Source organism: Suicoccus acidiformans (assembly GCF_003546865.1).
Taxonomy (GTDB): domain Bacteria; phylum Bacillota; class Bacilli; order Lactobacillales; family Aerococcaceae; genus Suicoccus; species Suicoccus acidiformans.
On the sequence record NZ_CP023434.1, the window covers coordinates 1,061,197 to 1,086,773 of the forward strand.

Sequence of the window (25,577 nt, forward strand, 5' to 3'; positions counted from 1 at the left end):
AGAATTATATACCTCAATGAATATAATAATGACGAACGATGATACTGCTGCATTTATAGGATAGGTTATATAAAATAGGGGGGATTTACGCTATAAATTATTCTTTCTATCAAGGCCCTACCGCAATTCCGCTTAGCATTTCTCGCAAACTTTAGTATAATACAAGTTGTATGAAAGATATCACAAGGAGGTGTCATATGAGCGAGAAATCATGGGACGATTCGATTACGCTCCTGCCAGGTATTGGACCGAAATCGGCGGAGCGATTTGGTGAGTTGGGGATTGAGACGATTCGTAACTTAATGTATCATTTCCCGTTTCGCTATGAGGATATTCAAGAACGTGACATCAAAACAATTCTCGATCAAGAGAAGGTGACGCTTAAAGGAACGGTAGTGACCCCTCCAGTGGTGAATTATTTCGGAGGTCGTAAAAGTCGGTTGGTCTTTCAGTTGGCGGTTGGTGATTCAGATGTCATTCAAGTGGTTTTCTTTAATCAGCCGTATTTGGCGAAGCAGATTGAAGTGGGTGATACCCAAGGGGTATACGGGAAATGGCAGAGTGACCGTCAGAATTTACTAGGGATGAAGCTTTTGAAGGCACAGGATGAAGGGGCGGCCTTTGATCCTGTCTATCATGCAACTAAAGGCTTGAAGCAAAGTATGATTGTTAAAGCGATTCGCCAAGCTTTTGCAGACTATTCGACTTGTATTCAAGACCGTTTACCGGCTTTTCTTAACGAAAAGTATCGTCTGATGCCACTGAAAGATGCCTTATACCAGATGCATTTCCCTGAAGATGATGCAGCCCATCATCAAGCGGAACGTAAAATTATTTTCGATGAGTTCTTCTTTTATCAGTGGCGCCTACAACAAGCGAGTTTTCAACAAAGGCAACATACGGGTATTGAAGTCCATTATGATGTCGACGATTTGAAGCAACTTATTCAAGCTTTGCCTTACGAGTTGACGAATGCACAGAAGCAAGCGGTTAATGAAATTTGTTATGACTTATTAGCACCTTATCCGATGCAAAGAATGCTTCAAGGCGATGTGGGGAGTGGGAAGACTTTGGTAGCCTTTCTGGCTTTGTATGCAACGCTTACAGCTGGCTACCAAGGTGCAATGATGGTGCCAACTGAAATTCTGGCCAAGCAACATGCGCAGGCCTTTAATGAAACCTTTGCATCCTTAGACTTGCAGTGTGAGCTTTTAGTAAGTCATATGCCAAGTAAAGAGAAAGAGCGGGTGTTAGCTAACTTAGCTTCAGGTGAAAGTTCGGTTGTAATCGGTACCCATGCCCTTATACAAGATCAGGTTCAATTTGCTAACTTAGGCCTCGTTGTAATAGATGAGCAGCATCGCTTCGGTGTCCGCCAAAGACATAAGTTACTTTCCGCCCACCAGAAAGATAAGGCCATTAATCTCTTACAAATGACAGCCACACCCATCCCGAGATCATTGGCCTTGTCCATCTACGGTGAAATGTCTGTTTCAACGATTGATGAACTACCCAAAGGCCGTCAGCCTATCCAAACGAAATTAGCCAAAGCAAGTCAAATTAATGTGGTTTATCAGCATATGGAGGAGGAGTTGGCTAAAGGGCACCAAATTTATTATGTCCTGCCATTAATTGACCAATCTGAGAACTTGGCAGATATTGATAATGTTAATGAAGTATACGAACGCCTTGCCCAGCGTTTCCCCCAGTATAATATTGGCGTGCTACATGGCCAGTTGGATAAGGAAAGTCAAACAGAAGCAATGGAATGCTTTGTTACAGGCCAGATGCAATTACTTGTTGCAACAACGATGGTAGAGGTAGGGGTCAATGTGCCGAATGCAACGATGATTGTGATTCAATCTGCGGAACGATTCGGCTTAGCTCAATTACACCAGTTGCGAGGACGGGTGGGGCGGAGTGATTTGCCAAGTTATTGTTATTTAATTGGGGACCCGACGACAGATCAAGGGAAGGCCCGTTTGAAAATTATGGCTGAAAGTCAAGACGGCTTTTATATTAGTCAGGAAGATATGAAAATCCGGGGAAGTGGCGAGATATTCGGCCAAGCCCAAAGTGGGATTCCTGAGTTCCATTATGCGAATTTATTAGAAGATCAAGTGATCTTGAAGGTAGCCCGAAAGGAAGTACAACAATTATTAAGACATCCTGAACAAATGACAGAAGCTGAATTAGAAACACTGATGGCTTGGAGCCAAGGACAAATGATTGAAATTTAAATGAAGTCCTTTATAATAATAAAGAATGATAAACAGGAGGATGCGTATGATTACAATTGCTTTAGATGCTATGGGAGGCGACCATGCACCGGACGTAACGATTGAGGCGGCGAAAGTATTCTTAGAAGAAGTGCCTAATGTCAAAGTTAAGTTATTCGGAGATGAGGCAGTATTGCGCGCGAAACTTCAAGCGAATGACCGCCTTGAAATTATTCCGACCACTGAAATCGTGACCGGGGAAGATGAGCCGGTTAAAGCGATTCGTGGTAAGAAAGATTCGTCCATGGTTCGCGCCGCTCAAGCCGTGAAAGACGGGGAAGCAGACGCTATCGTTTCTGCTGGAAATACAGGTGCTCTGTTGACCGCAGGCCTCTTGGTTGTTGGACGGATCAAGAATATTGGCCGTCCTGGATTGGCGCCTCTTCTGCCTGTCGTCTCGGGTAACTTAGGTAGTCGCTTTATCTTGATGGATGCGGGGGCAAATGCCGATACGAAAGCAGAAAATATGCGTCAATTTGCTATTCTTGGCAGTTATTATGCAGCGAAAGTTCTCGGCATTCCTAATCCTCGGGTTGGCTTAATTAACAATGGCACAGAAGCTGGGAAAGGTTCAGCGCTTAGTCAAGCAGCCTATGATTTACTTGCTGAAGAAGCAAGCATTAACTTTATCGGTAATGTAGAAAGTCGTAATTTACTTGAAGGCGTTTGTGACGTTGCGGTCACGGATGGCTTTACCGGAAATGCCGTTCTAAAGGCAATTGAAGGAACCGCTTCAGCTATTGTTCGCTTACTCAAAGATAAAATTATGGGCGGTTCGACAATGGCTAAATTAGGTGGGGCGATGCTTAAGGATACCTTGAAAGGCATGGCCAAGGATGTGGATACTTCAGAATTTGGCGGTGCGGTTCTCTTAGGGGTTAAAGCCCCTGTCATCAAAACACATGGCTCATCTGATGCACGCGCGATTGTTAACGCCATGAAGCAAGCGGTGACGATTATTGAATCAGGCTTTGTACAAGAGGCGACGGATTTTTTTGCGAATGAATAGAAGCCAAAGAGTGGGCAAAAAGGTAGACAGACCTTGGCTTTATGGTACAATAATTGAGCCAGGGGAGTATAAATGGAGGAGGATTTACAATGGCAGAAGAGTCAACATTTGTTGAAGTGCAACATATGATTGTGGAGCGCTTCGGTGTTCAAGAATCGGTTGTCACACCAGAGATGACCTTTGATGATTTAGGAGCAGATTCATTGGATGTAGTTGAACTTGTTATGGAGATTGAGGACAAGTACAATATTCAATTTGATGATGAGAAGATTGAAGAGCTGCAGACAATTGGGGATGCCGTTTCTTATATTGAGGAATTAAAATAAACGAGAACTCCTGGCTGGTTGGTAATCGGTCGGGAGTATTTCTTTAAATATACCAGAATGCTTGTGTCGAAATTTCCCCCCTATTCGATACAACACAAGAAATAATAATAAATAATCTAGTGAATATAAGATGAAATTTACATTTCACAGAATTTTTGTTACTCTGACCTGTATTATATAATTATACAACCTATGCTGAAAATAATCTCACCTGAAAAATGCAGTCGTAACGATGTATAATTGCGGAAGTTTAGACTGTATGCTGTGATAGGAAAACTGATTAGAAAGAGGTGTCTGAATGAAGCAAATCATGGATGAAGCGGCGATAGGGCGGTCTTTGCGACGAATGTCGCATGAAATTATCGAGCGCAATCAATCGCTGGAAGAAGTTATTTTAGTTGGGGTTCAAACGCGCGGAGAGCCTTTGGCCCGCCGGATTCAAGCCAATATTGCTGCCTTTGAAGGCGTCACAATTCCTGTAGAGCTCTTGGATGTAACTTTCTACCGGGATGATTTGAGCCGATTGCAAAGAGAGCCTTTGGTTAAGAATCCAGCATTTACGCATGAATTGAATAATAAGCGCCTTGTTATTGTAGATGACGTGCTATTTACAGGGCGTACGGTAAGAGCAGCGATGGATGCCCTTTTATCGAACCAGCGTCCTAAGCAAATTCAATTAGCTGTCTTAATCGATCGAGGTCACCGCGAGTTGCCGATTCGGCCTGATTTTGTAGGGAAGAATGTTCCCACGAGCCAGAATGAGCAAGTGCAAGTGAAATTGCAGGAAACCGATGGGGAAGAGAGTGTCTTTATCCAAGAACGAGCATAAACGAAAAGACACGTTCAGTAAATGAGAACTGAACGTGTCTTTTCGTTTAGCGGTGTTTGCGGGCTTGAATTGTAAAGTAAATCAAGGCCAAGGTTAGAAGTATAACGAGTATCAACCAGATAGGAATGCCTATTTGGATTTGTTGATAAATGAGTAAAAAACCCAGGATGGCTAGTAGGAAATATGTCACGCCAATGGCAATAATTTCCCTTTGTCGCTTCAAGCCAAGAAATTTCTGCAAAGATCGCGCAAAAATAATAATATAGCCAGCTAGAATAATACACATGGTTGGCATTAAATTAATTAATAAGTTCAGCATAAAGGCCTCCAAAAAAATATAAAAAAGCTGGCACAAGGCCAGCCAAAAAAGCTCCGTTGGTGCCGTCTTAGCACATACATGTTTTGAACCCGCTGGTAATTGCAGGTGGGTTCCACGCAAGAGCCATTTGACTTCCAAATGTAAAAGGCTTGTCATAGGCCCCTACCACGGGATCCCTTATCAAAGATAATATGGTCGGTCCACACAATATATGTGCAACGCACACCACAGATAACTTTCTATACTTAAATTATATCACAAGATTGGTGGAATGCAAGGGGTATGTTTACAAAGAATTTACAAAGTGGATATAATTTTAGTGCGTTCAATTTCCTTTTAATCTTTCGTAAAGTCCCGCAATTGCTTCCTCATATTTACCAGTTGGCTCCGCTTGGAAATATCGTCGGTTTTTCAAAGGGTCCGGCAAATACTGTTGGGAAACATGATGGCCCGGGTAATCATGAGGATACTTATAGCCAACGCTACGCCCCAGTTTTTCAGCGCCTTGGTAGTGGGCATCCCTTAAATGATCGGGAACGGGACCACCGGCTCCTTTGCGAACATCAGCCATTGCCTCATTAAATGCGCGGTAACTAGTATTCGACTTAGGGGACAGGGCTAAATCACTTGTGGCAAATGCCAGAGGAATGGCCGCTTCCGGTAAGCCTACTTTCTCGGCAGCCGTGACCGCAGCGACGGTTCGCTCGGTTGCTGCAGGATTACCAAAGCCAATATCTTCATAGGCAATAATTAGCAACCTGCGGCAAGCAATGGTTAATTCACCGGCTTCTAAGAGCACAGCTAAATAATATAGCGCAGCATCTACATCACTACCGCGGATTGATTTCTGGAAGGCAGAGATAACGTCATAATGGGCATCACCATCTTTATCATGATTTAAACGCTTGTGTTGTAGGCACTCCTCAGCAACGGCTTGGGTAATCACAATGTTTCCATCAGCATCTGGTGACGTGGACAAGGCTGCTAATTCCAGAGCATTTAGGGCACTGCGAATATCTCCTTGCGTCGTACTAGCGAAATGGCGTAAGACATCGTCAGCAATCACAATTGGCATCTCGCCCAAGCCCCGGTCTTTGTCTGTAAGTGCTCTTTTTAGACCCATTTGAATATCATCCGGCGTTAAAGGTTTCACTTCAAAGATTTGCAGACGGCTACGGATGGCTGGATTGATGGAAATATACGGATTTTCTGTAGTTGCCCCGATAAGAATAATTCGGCCATTTTCTAAATGGGGGAGGAGAAAGTCTTGCTTGACCTTATTTAAGCGGTGAATCTCATCTAAGAGGAGAATTACCGTGCCAGACATCTTGGCTTCCTCGACAACAATCTCCAAGTCTTTCTTACTATCTGTAGCTGCGTTTAAGGTTCGAAAGGCATATTTCGTACTTCCTGCGATGGCACTAGCAATACTCGTCTTGCCGGTACCTGGCGGTCCATATAGAATCATCGAAGATAAACGCTTGGCATCGACCATGCGGCGAATAATCTTGCCATCGCTAACAAGATGCGCTTGACCGAGCACTTCATCTATTTCCCGAGGACGCATGCGATAAGCTAAAGGTTCTTGCACATGATCACCTCCATACTTTGTTAATCTTTAGTTTACAGGAAAAGTAACGAAAGCACAAGAAATACGTTCGTGTTTTGTTCTGAATCCATTAGATAGACTCGGACTGTGCATAGAGCGAAACTAACTTTAAAGCACAGCTCTCACACTTATAAATATTATTTAAAAAGAAATGTATGCAGCAAGCATCTTGTTTTCATTCAAATAAATGCTATAATGTTGAAAGCTACGACTTAAATTATGCTAAAATGAAACAGATAGGAGGGAAGCAGATGATTTATTTAGACTATGCAGCCACCACCCCTATCGATGATGAAGTGGTGGAGACGATTCAAGACGCTCTGGTGCATAACTTTGGTAATCCATCCAGTATATATCGAATTGGCAAGAAATCCAAACGACAGATTCAGAATGCGCGAACTAGTATTGCTGAGAGCATCGGCGTCCCGGATAAAAGTTTGTTCTTTACAAGCGGGGCAACCGAAGCGAATAACTGGGCCTTGCGCAGTCAAGCTTATCAAGCGCGTAAGCTTGGCCTGGGTAATCATATTGTCGCAACAGCTATTGAGCATCCGTCTGTCAAGGAAGAATTAGCCTTTCTTGAGCAGAATGGTTTCCAAGTCAGCTATCTAAAGCCTGATAGTAATGGCGCATATACAGCAGAGGCGTTTCGCAATGCGAGTCAAGCAGGCACAATCGGCTGGGTTGCCATGGCTGTCAATAATGAAGTCGGCTCCATTCTACCCGTCTTTGAAATAGGTCAAGCAGCTCAAGTTGCGGGTTACTGGTTTCATGTGGATGCGGTACAAGCCTTCCAAACTGTGGATTGGGATATGGGAAGTATCCCAGCGACCTCTCTGGTTGCTTCCGGCCATAAAATTTATGCGCCCAAAGGGATTGGGCTTTTAATTTATCGGCCTTGGCGGGAAGAGATGATCCTAAACCCACTCTTACATGGGGGAGGTCAGGAAGCTAAACAAAGGTCTGGTACGGAGAATACTCCTTATATACTCGGTCTGGCCAAAGCGTTTGAGTTGTTAAAGCAAGAGCGCGCTGAACGCTTAGCGCACTATGCGCATTTAGCGCAGCATTTCAAAGCTTTGCTAGAGACTTCCGGCTTAGCTATTGCGATGAATGGAGATCCGCATAATCGCGTGAACAATATACATAGTATTTGGTTGCTAGGCCAGGAAGCAAGTCGCTTGTTAATTCAATTGGATTTGCGGGACATTTATATTTCTGCTGGGAGTGCTTGTTCTGCTGGGAGCGTATCGGACAGTCCCATTCTGCAAGCCTATTATCCAGAAGAGCCGGATCGTTGGCATGAAAGTTTACGCGTATCTTTTGGTAAGCAGACTAGCGAAGAAGATATTACACAATTTGTGAATGCATTAATTCAGATTCAGAAAGGACGTTAATCATGGCATTTAAAGAAGAAGCAACATTATTAGGTTTCGATCGGACGTTTAAAGTATCACCAGAATGTCGTCCTTATACCTTACGTGACAATGGTTTTACTAATACGAAGCAGGGGAACTTTGAATATCGTCGTCCCTTGGATTCTGAGAGTCGTCAAGGTTTAGTTTTAAAAGTTATGGTCGATAAGGATTTGAAAGGTATCAAGATTTCAACGGTAACGGATAAGGGCTTTAAGACGGTAGATGTTAGCAAATTAGATAATAATGCAATGGTTGTCGAGAAAGTTAATTTTATTTTTGATGGCTTTGTGGACCGAAATGTCCTCATTGAAGTGGACTAGAAAGGAGAATTATGACCGAGGCAAACCCAAATAAAGGCAAGCGCGTCGTCCTTGGGATGAGTGGCGGGGTTGACTCTTCAGTAGCAGCTTTATTGCTCAAGGAACAAGGTTATGATGTGATTGGCTTATTTATGAAGAATTGGGATGATACCGACGAGACGGGTTTTTGTACGGCGACTGAAGATTATGAAGATGTTGCTAAAGTTGCAGAACAATTGGATATTCCCTATTATTCTGTCAATTTCGAGAAGGAATATTGGGACCGGGTGTTTGAGTACTTCTTGAAAGAATATCGTAACGGACGCACCCCGAATCCGGACGTCATGTGTAATAAGGAAATTAAATTTAAAGCTTTCCTCGATTATGCGATGGATTTAGGCGCAGATTATATTGCTATGGGCCACTATGCCCGGGTGCGCCGGGACGCTGACGGGACGGTTCATCTCTTGCGTGGTGTAGACGATAATAAGGATCAAACATATTTCCTGAGTCAATTGAGCCAAGCCCAATTACAAAAAGCGCTCTTTCCCTTAGGCCACTTGGAGAAAGCGGAAGTGCGTCGTATTGCTGAAGAAGCTGGTCTGGCTACCGCCAAGAAGAAAGATTCCACCGGAATTTGTTTTATTGGTGAGCGGGACTTTAATGAGTTTCTCTCAAAATATTTGCCGAACCAACCAGGTGAAATGCGGACCTTAGATGGTGAAGTGAAAGGTGAGCATATGGGCCTAATGCATTACACTATTGGCCAAAGGCACGGATTAGGCATCGGCGGAGGTGGCCAATCCAATGATCCTTGGTTTGTCATTGGTAAGGATTTGACGAGCCAAACCTTATATGTAGGCCAAGGCTATGAGCATCCGAATTTATATTCGGACTACTTAGATGCTTCCGAAATTCAATTTACTAATCCACTGGGCATGCCCCAGAAATTCAGTTGTACCGCGAAATTCCGCTACCGCCAACAAGATGTGCCGGTGGATGTTCAATTAGACGAAACAGGTACGAAAGCCCGCGTAACGTTCAGCGAACCTATGCGAGCCATTACTCCAGGTCAAGCGGTAGTGTTCTATGACGGTGAGGAATGCTTAGGTGGCGGCATCATCGACGCAGCTTATGTCGGGGACAAACAGCGTCAATACGTTTAATAAGAATTATGATAAGCGTCGTCATTTACTTTTGTTGAGAAGTAAATGACGGCATATTAACGAAAAGAGGTCAATATGTCAGTACTAGAAATTAAGAATTTACACGTTGCGATTGAAGATAAGGAAATCCTTCACGGTGTTGATTTAACGTTGAAAACCAATGAGGTTCATGCCATTATGGGGCCAAACGGTTCAGGTAAATCAACCTTAGCGGCAGCGATTATGGGAAATCCTTTGTATGAAGTGACGGAAGGAGAAATCCTCTTAGACGGGGAAGATGTCTTGGAAATGGAAGTAGATGAACGTGCTCGTAACGGCCTATTCATCGGTGCCCAGTACCCGATGGAAGTGCCGGGAATTACCAATGCTAACTTCATGCATACAGCCATCAACGCTCGTCGACCAGAAGATGACAAAATGGACATTCGCACCTTTATCGAAAAACTCGATAAGAATATGGCACTCCTAGCGATGCCTGAAGCAATGGCTGAACGCTATTTAAATGAAGGGTTTTCCGGTGGTGAGAAGAAACGTAATGAAATCCTCCAAATGCTCATGTTAGAGCCGACGTTTGCTTTACTAGATGAGATTGATTCTGGCTTGGATATTGACGCTTTACAAGTCGTTGCTAAAGGCGTGAACTCAATGAAGGGCGAAGACTTTGGTGCAATGATTATTACACACTATCAACGCTTATTGAATTATATTACACCTGACTATGTACATATTCTGATGAAAGGAAAAATCGTCAAATCTGGTGACGCTTCCCTTGCGAAACGCCTTGAAGCTGAAGGCTATAAAGGTATCGCGGATGAGTTGGGTATTCAACTAGACGGAAGTGAGGCCGAAGCTAATGCATAAGAAAGCTCAAATACCTGAATGGTTTAAGCAAACCCAAGCAAGTGCTGCTATAAATTGGAAATATTTACAAGCCAGCAAAATTGAACGCGTCGACTATTCCAACTGGGCCTTGTATCCAGAAGCTTTTAGTGATGTAGATTTACTAAGTGAAGCAAGTCTGCAAGCAAACGCTGAAAGCCATTGGAGCAACCAAGACCAAACGTCAGCTCGGGTAGCCCATATTGGTCAACAAACTTACGTTGATCTAGGTGAGTTAGCTGAAACGGGCATTATTGTTAAGGATTTGTACCAAGCTTTGCTTGAAGACGAGGCACTTGTAAAGCAACACCTTTTTTCCGTAATTCCGGCAGAAGCAGATCGTCTGGCAGCCTATAATTTAGCTTTTAATACCGGCGGGTTGTTTATCTATATTCCTGAGGGACTAGATGTTACCTTGCCATTAGAGTCAGTTCTCAAGCAATTGGTTGATGGTAGCCCTATGAATAAACGGGTTCTTCTTGTGGCTGGCGAGAATAGCCGCGTAAACTATTTGGAGCGTTTAGTCTCTGATGAGGATGCAAGCGGCTCAGCAACGATTATGGTTGAAGTAATAGCCAAGGCTGGCGCGCATATTAACTTCCTCGCTATTGACCAATTAGGTAGTGGAACTGAAGCATACATCCGCCGTCACGGGATAACAGGACGCGATGCAGTGATTAACTGGTCTATTGGTGCCATGAATGATGGCAATACGATTCTAGATATGGATACATATTTAGTAGGTCAAGGATCTGAATCAGATCTATCTATTATCGGTATCAGTGACGGTGAGCAAGTTCAAGGAATTGATTCCAAAGTTGTTAATGAGGGTCACCATACCCGCGGCAATATCTTCCAACACGGGGTCGTCTTGGAAGCAGGGACTTTGACCTTTAACGGTATTGGCCATATTCTGAAAAATGCGAAATTTGCTGATGCCCAGCAAGAAAGTCGGGTTATGATGTTATCCGAAGATTCACGAGCAGATGCAAACCCAATTCTCTTAATTGATGAATTTGAAGTAACTGCGGGCCATGCAGCAAGTATCGGCCAAATTGACGAAGAGGCTCTTTATTATTTAATGAGCCGCGGTATTAGTGAACGGGACGCAGAGTATTTAATGATTCGCGGTTTCTTAGGGCACGTGATTAGCGCCATGCCGAATACAGCCATCCGTGAAGAGATGGTGGCAACGATTGATTATAAATTACGAACATTCTAGGAAGGTGAGTGTATGGATATTCAGCATATTCGCGAATTGTTTCCAATTCTGAACCAGGAGATCAATGGGGAGCCTTTGATTTATTTCGATAATGCAGCCACGAGTCAAACACCTATATCGGTAGTTGATGCCATGGTTGCTTATTATCAGACGGATAATGCGAATATCCATCGCGGCGTGCATGCTCTAGCAGAACGGGCAACCCAAGCCTATGAAGGCACCCGCCAGAAAGTGGCTCAATGGTTGAATGCCCAGCATACGGAAGAAATTATCTTCAACCGTGGCACTACAGAGGGGTTGAACTTCCTAGCGCAAGGCTTAGTTGAACCACAATTAAATGAAGGTGACCTTATTCTAACGACTAAACTTGAGCATCATTCCAACTTAGTCCCTTGGCAGGAAGTGTGTCAGCGGACAGGCGCTTCATTAGAATTCTTGCCTTTATCGGCTGACTGGACCGTGGATTTGCCGTCTTTAGACAAGTATGATGACAGTTCTATTAAAGCCTTAGTGATTCACCATGTTTCGAACGTCTTGGGTGTTGAGCAATCACTCCAGGCCTTAAGCAATTGGGCCCATGAGCGAGGCGCGCTTCTTATCGTCGATGGCGCCCAGGCTGTTCCGCACTTGCCAGTCGATGTTCAGCAATTAGGCGTGGATGCATATTGCTTCAGCGGGCACAAAATGTACGGCCCAACGGGTATCGGTGCGGTCTATTTAAAGGCTTCACATCATGAAACCACCCAACCTGTCCAATTTGGCGGCGAGATGATTCATTACGTGGGTGATTTGGCGAGTGACTATAAGCAGGCCCCGTGGAAATTCGAAGCAGGGACGATGCCCATTAGTCAAGTAGTGGGACTTGGCGCTGCCATTGACTTTATTGCAGACATTGGGTACGCAACTATCGGCGACCATGAAAGCAAGCTAGTCGCAAAGCTATGTCAAGGCTTGGATCACCTTGACGGCGTAACACGTCTTAACCAAAACGTTCAAGCGCCCCATGGGCTAGTCAGTTTTAACATTGATGGGGTCCATCCGCATGACGCAGCGACCGCCTATGATTTAGAAGGGATTGCGGTGCGGGCAGGTCATCACTGTGCGCAACCATTAATGCGAGTCCTGGACACCCCAGCTACTTTACGGGCTAGTGTCGGCATGTATAATACCTTGGAAGAAGTAGAGCGTTTCATCGAAGTGACAGAGAAAGTGAGGGATTTCTTTAAGTATGGCCTTGAATCAACTCGGTAATTTATATCAAGCAGTGGTCATGGATCACTCACGTCAACCGCGCAATCGCAAAGTGCTTACAGATGCGACTCATCATATGGAATTATTGAATCCAACTTGTGGTGATGCGATTCAAGTAACTATGCAGGTGGAGGATGGGATTATTCAAGACATAGGCTTTAACGGCTCGGGCTGTGCCATTAGTATTGCGAGTGCCAGCATGATGACCGAAGTGATGAAAGGCCAACCTGTTGATACGGCTATTGACTTATCCCATGCCTTTAACCAATTAGTCGGTGGCGTGAATGAAGATACTATCCAACTGGAAACTGCCGAAGTGGAGAAGCTGTTGAAGGATGCTAATTTCCTTGATGGAGTGAAGAAATTCCCCGCTCGCTATAAATGTGCAGTGCTCGCTTGGCGGGCTTTGGAAATAGGTTTAAATGAAGAAGTAAATGATTTAGAAGACGGCTTAACGACACAAGCCGATGCTTAAGGAAAGGTGATACGATGAGTGAAGTACCAGTAGTCGGCGAATACGAATATGGTTTCCAAGATGATGCCGAAATTATCTTCTCGACAGGCAAAGGCTTAAGTGAAGAAGTTATTCGTACAATTTCCAAAGAGAAAGACGAGCCTGAATGGATGTTAAACTTTCGTTTAGATGCATATCGAACTTTCCTTGAGAAATATGAGAATATGCCCGAATGGGGCGCAGACTTATCAAACTTAGACTTCAATGACTTCGTCTACTATCAGAAAGCGACCGACAAACCGGTCCGCTCTTGGGACGAAGTACCTGATGAAATCAAGGAAACTTTTGACCGTTTAGGCGTTCCCAAAGCTGAGCGAGCTTATTTGGCTGGGACAACCGTCCAATATGAGTCCGAAGCGGTTTATAGCAATATGAAGGAAGAGTTTGAGAAATTAGGGATTATCTTTACCGATACCGATACAGGCTTGAAGGAATATCCGGAAATATTCAAAGAATATTTTGCGACGGTGGTTAAGCCTGAAGATAGCTTCCAATCAGCCTTGAATAGTGCAGTTTGGTCAGGAGGTACGTTTATTTATGTGCCGAAAGGGGTGCAATTAGAAATCCCGATGCAGACGTATTTCCGCATGAATAATGCTGCTTCAGCCCAATTCGAACGGACCTTAATTGTCGTAGACGAAGGCGCAAGCATTCATTACGTTGAAGGCTGTACCGCCCCAACGTTCTCTAATGCCAGTTTACATGCAGCCATTGTAGAGATTGTCGTTAAAGAGAATGCGACCATGCGCTATTCTACCATCCAAAACTGGTCGCATAATGTATATAACTTAGTGACTAAGCGGGGACACGTTGAAGCAGGCGGTAATTTAGAATGGGTTGATGGTAATATCGGTTCAGCTAAGACAATGAAATACCCAAGCTGTATCCTCAAAGGACGCGGTGCCCGTGGGTCTGTCATGACGGTTGCTTTTGCCGGTAAGGATCAGCATCAACATACCGGAGCGAAATTAATTCACTTAGCGCCAAACACATCTAGTTCTATTGTCTCTAAATCCATCGCTAAAGACGGTGGGATGGTAGATTACCTAGGGCAAGTATATTTCGCTGAGAACGCAGATGGATCGAAGTCGCATATCGAGTGTGATACCATTATTATGGATGAGCTATCTAAATCAGATACTATTCCTTTTAATGAGATTCATAATGCGAATGTTTCTTTAGAACACGAAGCGAAAGTCTCACGTATTTCTGAAGAACAGTTATATTACTTAATGAGTCGTGGTTTGTCAGAAGCCCAAGCAACAGAGATGATTTTGATGGGGTTTGTGCAACCATTTACGAAGGAATTGCCGATGGAATATGCGGTGGAATTAAACCGATTGATTGCTTATGAGATGGAAGGGTCAGTTGGGTAGATAGTATTAGAATAATGGGTGACCTAGAGGTTGTTGAAGACAATTTCTAGGCTTTTTGCGTGGGATGAGTAGGGGTTAATCCTTAAGGTACGGGCCAATCTATAGAAAAGAAAGTTGAAAAAGGAAGGTGTCTCATTAGAGTGAAGTATAGTGACCCCAAAAAGTTAGACTAGATTTTATGAAGAGTTACCCCAATAATGGGTAGCTCTTTTTTGTGTTTCTGAAAGATTCAATAAAGATATAACACTTAAGTTGCTTCAAGGTGACCGATTTCGCAAGAACAGAGAAGCTGCTAATTGACCTAACCAAAACATCTCATCAGACATCCAGGCTTGTCAAGAGGAAGAGCGAAGCGGCTCTTGATAAGTCTGGATGGTTTGTGAAACCATTGAGGTTAGGTGATTTGCGACATGTTTAGGCACTTAAAAGCAATTGTTGTTGTCTGTATTCAACAGGACTTAAATAGCCTAATTTCTCTTTAATCCTATCTTCATTGTAGTAACGAATATAGTCGTGGATAGCTTGTTCCAGTTCCCTACGGCTACGATAAACTTTCCCATAAAACATTTCTTGTTTCATGATGCCGAAGAAGTTCTCCATCGGCGCATTATCTAAACAATTTCCCTTTCGGGACATACTCTGGAAAATCTGATGATCTTTCAATAATTGTTGATAGTCGTTCATCTGATAAGCCCAGCCTTGGTCCGAATGAAAGGTTCGTCTAAATTGGCAATCTTTTGTAGCTTCAACGGCTTCTTCGAAGGCTTCCATCATACTTTCCTTATTAGGTTGTTTTGAGATTTTATAGCTAATGACTTCCAGATTAAACAAGTCAATAAAGGGATCTAAATACAACTTTTTCAATTGATACTGTCCTGAATCATCAGCTTCATAATAATGGAACTCCGTTGTATCCGTCACAATTTTTTGGTGTGGAATAGAACTTGTAAATCTACGATTTAAGCGGTTAGGTGCTTTCTCACCAATATCACCTTGATAGGAGTTGTATTTCCGTGATTTTCGAGTAAATGAGGTCACTTGTAGATTCATTTCTTTCATCAATCGTTGAACTTTTTTCTTATTGACGGTATAACCACGACGACGTAACTCCGCATGAACACGGCGATAACCGTAGTTTTCATGTGCTTGACGAATATCAAGAATTTCTTCTTTTAATGCTTCGTCTTTATTGGGTCTATTCAAACACTCTAATTGATAATAATAGGTTGCCTTAGGAAAATCTAAAGTCTTCAGTATCAGCGTCAAAGAATACTCTGTAGACTCATGGAGATTACGGATGGCCATCACTTCTTGTTGTCGTGTTGCCGCTTGTCTGCTTCCCGCAACCTCCTCAATTCCTTTAAAAATTTATTCTCAATATCTAGCATTTGAATGCGTTCTTCTTGTTCTTTAATGATTTCCTTTAAGGCATCTGGATCACTCGGTAAAGGCGTCTTTTTGGGATTTTGTGGATTCTTTTTCTGTGAATTAGACATGGTAGTTGGCCTCCCTATTGGTCTAGATAAGCCATCAATACCGTCTTCCTTAAAGGCTCGCATCCAATTTGCGATTAAGCTTGGATTATTGATCCCTAATTGGACACCGACTTCGCGATAGCTTAACTCTGTAGTTAAGTACAATTCTATCGCATATAGCTTGGTTTCTAAAGGATAAGACTGTCTTGTTGACTTAACTTGAAGGCCTTCTAAGCCGAAGTCTTGATAATTATGGATCCATCGTTTCACTATTGACTGAGCGATTTGATATTTTTTCGCTAAAGTCCTAAATCCGCCTTTTCCAGCTTCGTAGTCAGTAACAATTTGAAGTTTCGTTTCTAAACTATACTTGGTCATAAAAATACCCCCAAAAGTTAGATTTTTTGGTCTAACTTTTGGGGGTCGGCTCAAAGCACCTTCCTTTTTATTTTATCCTTTTACTTTAACAATCGTTCTTCCTAGATGTTTACCGTCTTTTAATGCAGTTATAGTTTGATCAACTTCATCAAGGGAGATTTCTTCAACGGTTAAGTTCTTAGCAACATGCCAATCAGTAGCCAATTTATCCCATATGAGTCGATAGAAATCAGCATCACTTTCATCAATGATACTGTTGATTCCTAGTAAATTTATCCCTCTTAGTATAAGAGGCATGACAGTTGTATTTAGTTCTATACCTCCAGCGTTACCACATAAGGACATGCTTCCTTTTTCATATATTTGAGGAATAAGTGTTGCGGCAACCTCTCCACCGACAGTATCAAGAATATAATTATATTTACGAGATCCAAGGGTTTTCTTCTTACCAATATCGTCTGCCCATACAACTTGTTGGGCACCTAAACGAAGCACAAGCTCTTCTTGGTAATCTTTTCGTATCAAAGCACTGATATTTCGATAACCTATTTTGTGAAGAATACTTAAGGCAATGCTGCCAACTCCACCTGAAGCACCTGTTACAAGAATATGAGGGTTATTCTCTGGGGACATTCCATGAGATTCTAATTCATATACTGATTGGGCAGCAGTGAAACCTGCAGTTCCATAAATCATAGCGTCTTTTAAATCTAATGTATCAGGAATTGGGAAAACCCAGGATGCTGGCACCCTAGCATACTCACTAAGTCCTCCAGTATGCTTAACTCCCAAAGCTCTCCCGGTAATAACAACCTTTTGTCCAGCTTTTATTTCTTCAGCGTTAGACTCTACAACAACTCCACTTAAATCAATTCCTGGAATCATTGGATAATGACGAATGACACCTCCCTTTGTCTGGAAGCCAAGCATATCTTTGTAGTTTACAGAAGAATAATGTACCTCGATAATTACTTCACCTTCATCAAGTTGATTAATGTCAACATCTTCTAATTGGTAGGTAACTTCTTTATTATCATTCTCTCGGACAACCCATGCTTTAAATGTGTGCATTATTGCTTCCCCCTTTTAATTAATTTGAAACTATTCTCAGAATAATGCAAACGCTTGTATTAAGTCAAGGATATGAATTTGGAATCGATAATAAATTTGTATAAATTGTGTATAAATTCTGACATTTATCCTTAAATAAGATACAATTAATAGGACAAATTATAATATTATTTATGGGAAATATCTTTCATTAGCAAAGAAGAAAGAGTAAATTAAAATGGATGTGTCTCAATTTATTTCAGAATTAACGAATCATTTACGTTAGCTATCAAGAAAAATGATGCATTTCAGTACAAATTATGAGGTCTTTAAATATTTAGATGATATGATTGCTCAGTTAATTCGTATAGTTTTTTCGCTGATTGCCTTATTTGACCAGAATAATTTAAATTTAGCTTATGTGAGTGGTGATTTGCCTAATATACATATGTTATTTCCGAAAAATCACCAAGATGTATGGCAAGAAAGTCTTGAACAGTCAATGATGAAAGAGGACTACACTATAGCTAATGAACAAATTTTTTTGCCATATTTTGATGAGATTGGAGTTAAGACGTGGTTTAGTATCCCGATAGCTGAAGAGGGGAAAATTTATGGTATATATTTTTTGGGGATATTATGATAATGTGCCACTTTATCAAGAAATGCGTAATGAATTGGATAATTTAGGTAATTATATAGCAATTGCTGTTATGGCTATTCGACGAATAGAAGAAAATACGCAGAAAATTATCCAGTTTCAAGGAAGGATTAAACAAGAGGATACATTAAAAGAACAAATCGAAAGAGTTATCGAGAAAGTTGTTCAATTTGCTGGCCATTCGACACGAAGTAATCAAATGGCCTTGTATTTACTAGATGATAGGCGTGAGAATTTTGTACTACAAGAGCCTTCTTATGGCTATGTGAGAAAAGACAAAGAAATAATTATTAGTTCAGCTACCCAATTAAAAGACGTCTTTGAAAGGGTAGAGCAAATTGGATATGACGTTTACACTTATCCGCTCATCTTAGGGAGTAATCTAATTGGCGCCATCTATGGTCGTAAACAACCAGGAGAGATTTATACTTTTCAGGACAGTGAAGTCATTCAAATGTATGGTGATTATTTTCTCACCAGTTATGAAAACATTCAACTTGTTTATAGTGAACGAGCTATGCGATCAGATTTAGAAGATCTTTTACAACTTCAACAGAAATTGATTGAGTAGACAATTCAGACAAAAGATTTTGAGGGAATGAATAATATAGTAAAATATTCATATGATATTTCGATTATTCTATTCGACAAATTCCTTAATCCATTGAGTTATACTTTGACAGAAAATTCTGCTTTATCAGAAAAGGATTTTCGTGAGGGTGGACAAGGCATTGCATTAATACTTGAGAATGGTTATTATCAAGAGTAACTTCTTTTCTAAAGGTCAATCAATCTAACTCAAGAGCATCTTTCTAAATGGAAGATGCTTTTTCCTTTGGCAACACTCTTTGTAATCTCCCCCAACAATAGGTATAATAAATCTACTAGAAAGGGGGTGGAGTTCATGAGCGAGACAATCGAATCATTAATTGTCGGCGATGTTGAAGCGATTTATTTCGAAAATCCTAATAATCTTTACAAGGTCGTCCGAATTAATGTGGACCAGGAAGAGTCTGACTTAATCATCGGCGACTCAATTGTCATCACTGGGCAATTTGCTACATTGCATGTGGATACGACTTATGAATTCTATGGTCATTTGACCAATCACCCTAAATATGGTGAACAGTTTGCGGTTGAACGCTACCAACAGGTCGCTTTAACGAGCGAATTTGGCTTGGTGGAATATTTATCCAGTAATCGCTTTAAAGGGGTCGGGACGGTTATCGCTCAGCGCGTCGTTGATAAATTAGGGATGCAGGCCATTGAGTGTATTATTGCGGATGCTACAGCTTTAGATGGTATCACCGGCTTATCCAAGAAAGTTGCGGACAATTTGCGGCGGCAAGTGATTGAACATCAAGGTACGGAGCAAGTGATTATGAAGCTCAATGAGTGGGGCTTTGGTCCGTCTTTATCTGAGAAGATTTATCAAATTTATGGCAGTGGTGCTATTGAAGTTATTCAGGAGAATCCTTTTGATTTGGTTGAGCAAGTCGAAGGTATTGGCTTCAATAAAGCGGATCAATTAGCTGAAAAGCTCGGCATGGAGGCGGATGCTCAGGAACGCTTGATTGCGGGTTTGTTTGCAACGGTCAGTGAGATTTCTAACAGTAACGGCGATACTTGTGTTGAAGAGGCCTTGCTCTTACAAGAAGCGCAAAAGCTTTTGGAGAAGAGTCGACCGTTTATGATTGATGAAGCAAGCCTGAATCAAGCGCTGGAAAGTGCGTTGCAGAAAGAAACGCTTTTTCGTATTGATACAGGGGTCATGATTCCTAGTCTGTATTACGCTGAACTGGGAATAGTGCATTATATTGATCAGTATTTGACCTATGAGCAGATTGAGCGTTTTGAGCAGGCGGAGATTGCTGCTGCGATTGAAGCAGTTGAAGCGGAATTAGCGATTACTTATGATGCGACACAGAAAGAAGCGCTCAAAACAGCGATTGACTCTCCTATGTCCGTCATTACCGGGGGACCAGGGACGGGGAAGACGACGTTGATTAATGGCTTAATTCATATGCATGCGATTCTGCATGAGTATGATTTGGAAGAAGTTTCTGCTAAGCCGGATAAGAATCCGATACTTCTGGCAGCGCCAACTGGACGTGCGTCAAAACGCATGCAGGAGACGACTGGCATGCCGGCCACGACGATTCATCGTCTGATTGGCTTTACCCGGGAGAGTGTGGTTGAAGAATTCTCTGCCACACAGCTGGAAGGGAGTCTCTTAATTGTCGATGAGATGTCGATGGTGGATACGTGGCTCATGCACTGGCTTTTGCAGGCCGTACCCTATGAATTGCAAGTCATCTTTGTCGGTGACCGCGATCAGTTACCATCGGTTGGTCCGGGGAAAGTCTTTAATGATTTAATCGCTTCACGGATGATTCCCTCCATTTCCTTGACTAAGATATATCGCCAAGCGCGAGATAGTTCTATTATTCAGCTGGCTCATGCTGTGCGGCAAGGGCAATTGCCTGGTGATTTCCTTGCCAAAAAGCATGACCGCACCTTTATTCAAGCAACTAGTGAGCAAATTGGACCTGCGGTCAAGCAGATAGTTGAACATGCTGTGAAGAAAGGTTTTGATGCGAATAATTTGCAGGTTTTAGCACCTATGTACCGGGGACCTGCTGGGATTAATGCCTTGAATGAATTATTACAAGAACTCCTCAATCCGCCTCGAACAAGACGGCGCGAGCTACAATATTTCGACACAGTGTTTCGGGTGGGGGATAAGGTACTGCAATTGGTCAACAATACGGAAGAAGGCGTATATAACGGGGATATTGGGCGGATTGAAGCTATTTTCTACAAGAAGGAGACGGAATCAAAGCAAGATGAACTGGTTGTGTCCTTTGATGAGAAGGAGCTGACGTATTTACGCGGTGATTTGGATCAATTAGCTCTTGCTTATTGCATGTCAATTCACAAGTCCCAAGGGAGTGAGTATGATCTAGTAATATTACCACTGATTGACTTATATTCGCGCTTACTGCGCAAGGATGTCCTTTATACCGCCATTACACGCGCTCAGAAAAGCTTGATTCTTATCGGCAATCCTGAAAGTTTCCATAAGGCAGTCCATCAGCAGCAAAGTGAGCGGCAGACTTTCTTAGGGGAATTGTTGCAGGTTAAGGCAAGTGAGCGTAATCCGGATTACCAAACCGCAGTGGCCAAGGCTTCTGAGAAGCCTAAGCAAACTAAGCAGGATAAGCTCCCTGAAAGCGCAAAGAGTCCAGACGAGGCGCTGGAAACTGACCCGAAACTGAGTCAAGTGGGGACAGGAGATAAGGTACTGGGTGCAGTTCCTGGTGTGACCGTAGTCGCTCAAGAAGCAAGCAGTGAACCGTCAATGGAAGAACCACCAAGCGATATACCTAAGGTTTTAACGCCTGACAATTATTTACAAATCGACCCACTGATTGGGATGCACGATATTAGCCCTTATGACTTTATGGTCGAAACCTAATAACAAGCTGAAAAACCGTTGCCTCACCGAAATTTGGTGGGCAACGGTTTTAAAGATTTTGGTATTTACTTCTTTGGGAAATAAAAGCTTTGTGAACCTAAGCGGAAGCTCAAGTCAATTGGGCCTTGTTGGATTGTTTCCCCATCTACTTGACTTAAGACGGAATCGTGGACTACTTTCAGGCGTAAATGCTGGCCACTGATTTGGTTGATATAAGGCGAAGATTGATAATCATGTGATTTGAATACTCGGGGAATTATATCGCGTACCGCGTCAGAAGTTATATCGTGGTATATCACCAAGGATAGTTCATGTGCCCGGGGTTGGGTCCGGTTATCTAAGCGAATGCCACCACCGATATAGGGGGTATTCATCACCAAGACCATACTCGCATCATCTACCAGATAGGTTGTCCCGTCCATAGTATATTCTAAGCAGAAGTGGGGGATTGTATTCAAACTTTCAACAATTGCCTTTAAATAAGCCAAGTTGAAACGATGATATAATTTAGCAACACTTGGTGAGACGGAAGCCAGATTTGCCTTAGCTCGAGCGTTAATCAGGGCATCTAAACCTAAACCATAACTATTGATGACCGTTCCTTGGCGATTGGACAAATGATTCTCGAAAAGAAAGATCGGAATATCTTGCACCTGGCGGTTAAAGAGCATTCCTTCAATGATCTCACGGGGTCCAGCTTTAGGGTACCAAGTCCGATGGAAATCATTGCCTGTTCCAGCAGGGATATAGGTAATGGGGATATTCTGCTTGCTTTCTTGCAAGGTATCCACGACTTCATGCAAGGTTCCATCACCACCAATGACAAGTAAGTAATCGATGGTACGGTCGCCGCTTGAATGAATCATTTCTTTCGTTAGTAAATTCGCATGGGTAGCGTAATTTGTCTGATAATTAATGTATTCTAATTGAAAGCCATCAAGAATCTGCATCACTTCTTTAAGAATGATGGTTCCTTTCCCGTTGCCTGAACGGGGATGGCTAATAATGTGTACTCTATTTGGCATATACATTCTACTTTCTATTTTGACTCCAATGTTCCTTTATTCGCAAACAATAAAAGACACCTATTCGCATCCTCAGTGCCTTCATCATATTGAAGTACTGCTAGTAATTGTTAGAATTTGAAGGTGTCCTTAGGACGAAGTATTCTAGAAGGATTGTTAAGTATCCTTGACAAAATGTGCAAAAAACTTTAACATCAATATAAAGGATAAGGAATACTGGAAGCATCATATATGTTCTTACTGGATTCTAACATAAAAGCTAGCGGACGTGTATGGTGAACTTTCAAGTATTTATGCTGCAGTGCAGTATAGACGTCTGTTCGACGTTAATGAACCTTGACTAGATGCTGAACTTAATTCAGTATACTTCTAGTTGACAATTCAATACTTTGTTAAGAGCGGCTCAGTCAAGTTAAAAAAATGACTGAGGCGCTTTTGTTAAAGTTTTCCGTCTTAGTAAGAAGGAGTATAACATGATTCAGTTTAAGCAGGTCACAAAAAAGTATGGTGATACGGTTGCCGTTTCGGATGTAGACATGCATATTGAAGCAAATGAATTCGTGGTATTTATCGGTCTATCTGGTAGTGGCAAGACAACGAGTCTGAGTATGATTAACCGAATGGTTGAGCCAACCAGTGGGCAAATTTTTATTGACGGGATTGATCATCAGACCATCGACCCTGTTACCCTACGTCGTAATATTGGCTATGTGATTCAAGGAATTGGCTTACTGCCACACTACACGATTTATGAGAATATTATTACTGTTCCGAAACTCTTGGGCTGGTCCGAATCAGATATGCGCGTGCGTGCGGAGACATTAATTGAGTTAATTGACTTACCCCTTGAAACTCTAGAAGAATATCCTAATCAACTATCAGGTGGTCAGCAGCAAAGGATTGGAGTGGCCAGGGCTCTGGCAGCTAATCCGCCGGTTATCCTCATGGATGAGCCGTTTGGTGCCTTAGACCCGATTACTCGGGACGCACTGCAGGATAGTTTACTAGAATTGAAAGCTCGGGATCAACGAACCTTTGTCTTTGTAACCCATGACGTAGATGAAGCTTTCAAACTTGCTGATAAGATTGCGATTTGGCAATATGGGGAATTGGTGCAATTTGACACACCGCAGAATATTCTGTTAGAGCCAGCGAATGATTATGTTGTTGAGTTAGTGGGCATTCAACGAATTGAATCTGCCCGTCTAGCTGCCTTAACGGTAGCTGATTTAGCCTCAAAAGATGCAGTCAATGGGCACAAGAGTTCTGTAACTTACCCAGCAGATGCTTTGGTGAGTGAATCGATGCGGTCGATGTTGTTGGATGAGGCTTCTCTCTTCCCAGTGCTTGATGCTAAGGGACAGGAAATTAGCTATGTGAGCAAGGAAGCAATTTTGGATTATTATGATGCGATGCATGCAGCTGGGAAGCAGGTGACGGTGTAATGATTACCTTTTTACAGGAGCAGGGGTCAGTCATTCTCCAAGCAAGTCTTGAGCATATTGGCTTAACTGTAGCGGCTTTGTTAATGGGTGTATTCCTTGCGGTTCCATTAGGTATTCTATGCAGTCGCTATCCGAGGGTATCTGCCTTAATTCTTGGCTTAGCGCGCATATTACAAACGGTGCCGACACTGGCCATGCTAGCTTTGATGATTCCCTTGTTTGGCGTCGGGATTTGGCCTGGAATTGTTGCCTTGTTCTTATATGCTATTTTGCCGATTGTTCAAGGGACGTACGATGGCATCCAAAGCATAGATCCAGACGTTGTGAATGCTGGGAAGGGGATGGGGATGACGAGGCAGCAAATTCTCAAGAATATCCAACTGCCTCTCGCTTTTCCGGTGATTCTCTCTGGGATTCGCCTTTCGGCCGTCTATCTCATTTCCTCAACGTCGCTAGCTTCTTATGTCGGGGCTGGTGGCTTAGGGCGTTTGATTTTCAACGGTTTGGAACTCTTCCAAATTGAGTTGGTTATTGCTGGAACGATTCCTGCTGTCTTGATGGTATTGGTGTCGAATTGGCTTTTTGCAAGGCTTGAACAATGGGTGAATCCAAGAGGAGGGGTGCAACATGCTAATTAAATTAGCCAAATATGTTTGCATATTGCTCTTCACGGTTACCCTTACTGCCTGCCAATTACCTGGTTTATCTGGTAGTAATCCAGATGAGAATGTTGTCATAACGGGTGGCGGTACGAGTGAAGCAGATATTCTTGCCTATATTATTGCAGGGATGCTAGAGGAGTATGCAGATATTAAACCTGCGGTGATTCCCGGCTTGGCGAGCTCATCTTTGAATCACTATGCGATGGTCAATGGGGATGCCAATATATCCGCTTCCCGCTTTACGGGGACGGCAGTCACGGGAGAGTTGGGCTTAGAGGCAATTCGCAATCCCAAGTTAGCGGAGGAAACGGTCCAAAAGCATTTCAAAGAGGACTTTAATCAGAAATGGTACCCGTCTTATGGCTATGAGAATACTTATGCTTTCCTCATGCGTAAAGATGATGCGGAGCGTTTAGGTATTGAGAAGGTGAGCGACTTGGCCGAACATGCGGCTTCCTTAGAAGTCGCTACAGATATTAACTGGCTGAATCGTGAAGGGGACGGCTACGAAGCCTTTCAGGAAATTTATGGCTTTGCCTTTCCGAACATGACGCCGATGGTACTGTCTTTAACCTATGAAGCCTTAGCAGGGGGCGATGTGGATGTTATTCTAGGCTATTCCACAGATGCCAAAATACTAGCCTATGATTTGGCGATTATCGAAGACGATTTGCAACTGTTCCCGCCTTACGAAACAGCTTTTGTGGCATCCTATGATTTGTTGGCTGAGCAGCCAGAGATTGATGATATTCTGCAGAAGTTAGTAGGGCAAATTGATGAAGAGACCATGCAAAGTTTGAACTATCAATCGGACGCGTATTTATTGGAACCTGAAGCCGTTGCCCGGCAGTTTCTTGAAAGCCAGGACTATTTCCGCAATGTCAATCCATCACAAGGGGGTGCTTGA

General features: G+C 42.7%; 22 protein-coding genes, 1 other RNA gene and 1 pseudogene. 18 read left to right on the plus strand and 6 right to left on the minus strand.

Going from position 1 to position 25,577, the window contains the following annotated elements; genetic code table 11:
- The first annotated feature begins 197 nt into the window (after positions 1–197).
- The 4 genes from recG to pyrR all read left to right on the plus strand — a co-directional run bounded on the left by recG (position 198) and on the right by pyrR (position 4,443).
- A complete protein-coding gene (gene recG / locus CL176_RS05020; RefSeq protein WP_118990322.1) occupies positions 198–2,240 on the plus strand; it encodes an ATP-dependent DNA helicase RecG in 2,043 nt (680 codons plus the stop codon).
- 46 nt (positions 2,241–2,286) lie between these two features.
- Positions 2,287–3,288, plus strand: a complete 1,002-nt coding sequence (plsX, locus tag CL176_RS05025; RefSeq protein ID WP_118990323.1) for a phosphate acyltransferase PlsX — start codon at positions 2,287–2,289, stop codon at positions 3,286–3,288.
- Positions 3,289–3,377: 89 nt separating this feature from the next.
- A complete protein-coding gene (gene acpP / locus CL176_RS05030; protein WP_118990324.1) occupies positions 3,378–3,614 on the plus strand; it encodes an acyl carrier protein in 237 nt (78 codons plus the stop codon).
- 298 nt (positions 3,615–3,912) lie between these two features.
- A complete protein-coding gene (pyrR, locus tag CL176_RS05035) occupies positions 3,913–4,443 on the plus strand; it encodes a bifunctional pyr operon transcriptional regulator/uracil phosphoribosyltransferase PyrR (protein WP_118990325.1) in 531 nt (176 codons plus the stop codon).
- A 46-nt stretch (positions 4,444–4,489) separates the two neighbouring features.
- Here the strand turns inward: pyrR and CL176_RS05040 are convergent, their stop codons facing one another.
- From CL176_RS05040 to CL176_RS05050, 3 genes are all read right to left on the minus strand, one after another.
- Entirely contained in the window at positions 4,490–4,762 is a 273-nt protein-coding gene (locus tag CL176_RS05040; protein ID WP_118990326.1) for a hypothetical protein, read from the minus strand.
- 46 nt (positions 4,763–4,808) lie between these two features.
- A non-coding RNA gene (ssrS, locus tag CL176_RS05045) (6S RNA) lies at positions 4,809–4,999 on the minus strand.
- 88 nt (positions 5,000–5,087) lie between these two features.
- On the minus strand, positions 5,088–6,353 hold the full coding sequence (locus CL176_RS05050) for a replication-associated recombination protein A (protein WP_205528142.1): 1,266 nt from the start codon (positions 6,351–6,353) through the stop codon (positions 5,088–5,090).
- Positions 6,354–6,622: 269 nt separating this feature from the next.
- On the opposite strand from CL176_RS05050, the gene CL176_RS05055 reads away from it, so the two are divergent.
- From CL176_RS05055 to sufB, 8 genes are all read left to right on the plus strand, one after another.
- The gene (locus CL176_RS05055; RefSeq protein ID WP_118990327.1) at positions 6,623–7,768 is read left to right on the plus strand and encodes a cysteine desulfurase family protein; all 1,146 of its coding nucleotides are present in this window, start codon (positions 6,623–6,625) and stop codon (positions 7,766–7,768) included.
- A 2-nt stretch (positions 7,769–7,770) separates the two neighbouring features.
- Complete coding sequence (locus CL176_RS05060) at positions 7,771–8,109, plus strand: cysteine desulfurase (RefSeq protein WP_118990328.1); 339 nt, start codon at positions 7,771–7,773, stop codon at positions 8,107–8,109.
- 11 nt (positions 8,110–8,120) lie between these two features.
- A complete protein-coding gene (gene mnmA / locus CL176_RS05065) occupies positions 8,121–9,254 on the plus strand; it encodes a tRNA 2-thiouridine(34) synthase MnmA (protein ID WP_118990329.1) in 1,134 nt (377 codons plus the stop codon).
- Positions 9,255–9,329: 75 nt separating this feature from the next.
- A complete protein-coding gene (gene sufC, locus CL176_RS05070; protein ID WP_118990330.1) occupies positions 9,330–10,115 on the plus strand; it encodes a Fe-S cluster assembly ATPase SufC in 786 nt (261 codons plus the stop codon).
- Positions 10,108–11,355, plus strand: a complete 1,248-nt coding sequence (gene sufD / locus CL176_RS05075) for a Fe-S cluster assembly protein SufD (protein ID WP_118990331.1) — start codon at positions 10,108–10,110, stop codon at positions 11,353–11,355. Before sufC ends, sufD begins: the two co-directional genes overlap by 8 nt.
- Before the next feature lie 12 nt (positions 11,356–11,367).
- Positions 11,368–12,606, plus strand: coding sequence for a SufS family cysteine desulfurase (locus CL176_RS05080; RefSeq protein WP_118990332.1), 1,239 nt, complete (start codon positions 11,368–11,370; stop codon positions 12,604–12,606).
- Complete coding sequence (gene sufU, locus CL176_RS05085) at positions 12,584–13,081, plus strand: Fe-S cluster assembly sulfur transfer protein SufU (RefSeq protein ID WP_118990333.1); 498 nt, start codon at positions 12,584–12,586, stop codon at positions 13,079–13,081. Before CL176_RS05080 ends, sufU begins: the two co-directional genes overlap by 23 nt.
- Positions 13,082–13,095: 14 nt before the next feature.
- On the plus strand, positions 13,096–14,496 hold the full coding sequence (gene sufB / locus CL176_RS05090) for a Fe-S cluster assembly protein SufB (protein WP_118990334.1): 1,401 nt from the start codon (positions 13,096–13,098) through the stop codon (positions 14,494–14,496).
- 414 nt (positions 14,497–14,910) lie between these two features.
- Here sufB and CL176_RS05095 read toward each other — a convergent pair.
- Both CL176_RS05095 and CL176_RS05100 read right to left on the minus strand, forming a co-directional pair.
- Positions 14,911–16,349: pseudogene (locus tag CL176_RS05095) on the minus strand (IS3 family transposase).
- Positions 16,350–16,421: 72 nt separating this feature from the next.
- Positions 16,422–17,420: a YhdH/YhfP family quinone oxidoreductase gene (locus CL176_RS05100; protein WP_118990335.1), complete on the minus strand. Its 999-nt coding sequence runs from the start codon at positions 17,418–17,420 to the stop codon at positions 16,422–16,424.
- A 280-nt stretch (positions 17,421–17,700) separates the two neighbouring features.
- Here CL176_RS05100 and CL176_RS05105 point away from each other — a divergent pair, with 280 nt between their 5' ends.
- The 3 genes from CL176_RS05105 (at position 17,701) to recD2 (ending at position 21,538) form a co-directional block, all read left to right on the plus strand.
- Complete coding sequence (locus tag CL176_RS05105; RefSeq protein WP_118990336.1) at positions 17,701–18,042, plus strand: hypothetical protein; 342 nt, start codon at positions 17,701–17,703, stop codon at positions 18,040–18,042.
- The gene (locus CL176_RS05110) at positions 18,014–18,631 is read left to right on the plus strand and encodes a hypothetical protein (RefSeq protein WP_118990337.1); all 618 of its coding nucleotides are present in this window, start codon (positions 18,014–18,016) and stop codon (positions 18,629–18,631) included. The genes CL176_RS05105 and CL176_RS05110 overlap by 29 nt, the downstream gene beginning before the upstream one ends.
- A 333-nt stretch (positions 18,632–18,964) precedes the next feature.
- Positions 18,965–21,538: an SF1B family DNA helicase RecD2 gene (recD2, locus tag CL176_RS05115; RefSeq protein ID WP_118990338.1), complete on the plus strand. Its 2,574-nt coding sequence runs from the start codon at positions 18,965–18,967 to the stop codon at positions 21,536–21,538.
- Between the two features lie 65 nt (positions 21,539–21,603).
- Here recD2 and CL176_RS05120 read toward each other — a convergent pair whose 3' ends face one another.
- Entirely contained in the window at positions 21,604–22,563 is a 960-nt protein-coding gene (locus CL176_RS05120) for a diacylglycerol/lipid kinase family protein (protein WP_162890830.1), read from the minus strand.
- A gap of 473 nt (positions 22,564–23,036) precedes the next feature.
- On the opposite strand from CL176_RS05120, the gene CL176_RS05125 reads away from it, so the two are divergent.
- From CL176_RS05125 to CL176_RS05135, 3 genes are read left to right on the plus strand one after another with little or no spacing between them, the layout of a single operon-like run.
- Positions 23,037–24,008, plus strand: coding sequence for an ABC transporter ATP-binding protein (locus CL176_RS05125; RefSeq protein ID WP_118990340.1), 972 nt, complete (start codon positions 23,037–23,039; stop codon positions 24,006–24,008).
- Entirely contained in the window at positions 24,008–24,646 is a 639-nt protein-coding gene (locus tag CL176_RS05130) for an ABC transporter permease (protein WP_118990341.1), read from the plus strand. The genes CL176_RS05125 and CL176_RS05130 overlap by 1 nt, the downstream gene beginning before the upstream one ends.
- Positions 24,636–25,577 carry an osmoprotectant ABC transporter substrate-binding protein gene (locus CL176_RS05135; protein WP_118990342.1) on the plus strand — a complete coding sequence of 314 codons (942 nt, stop codon included), beginning with the start codon at positions 24,636–24,638 and terminating at the stop codon, positions 25,575–25,577. Before CL176_RS05130 ends, CL176_RS05135 begins: the two co-directional genes overlap by 11 nt.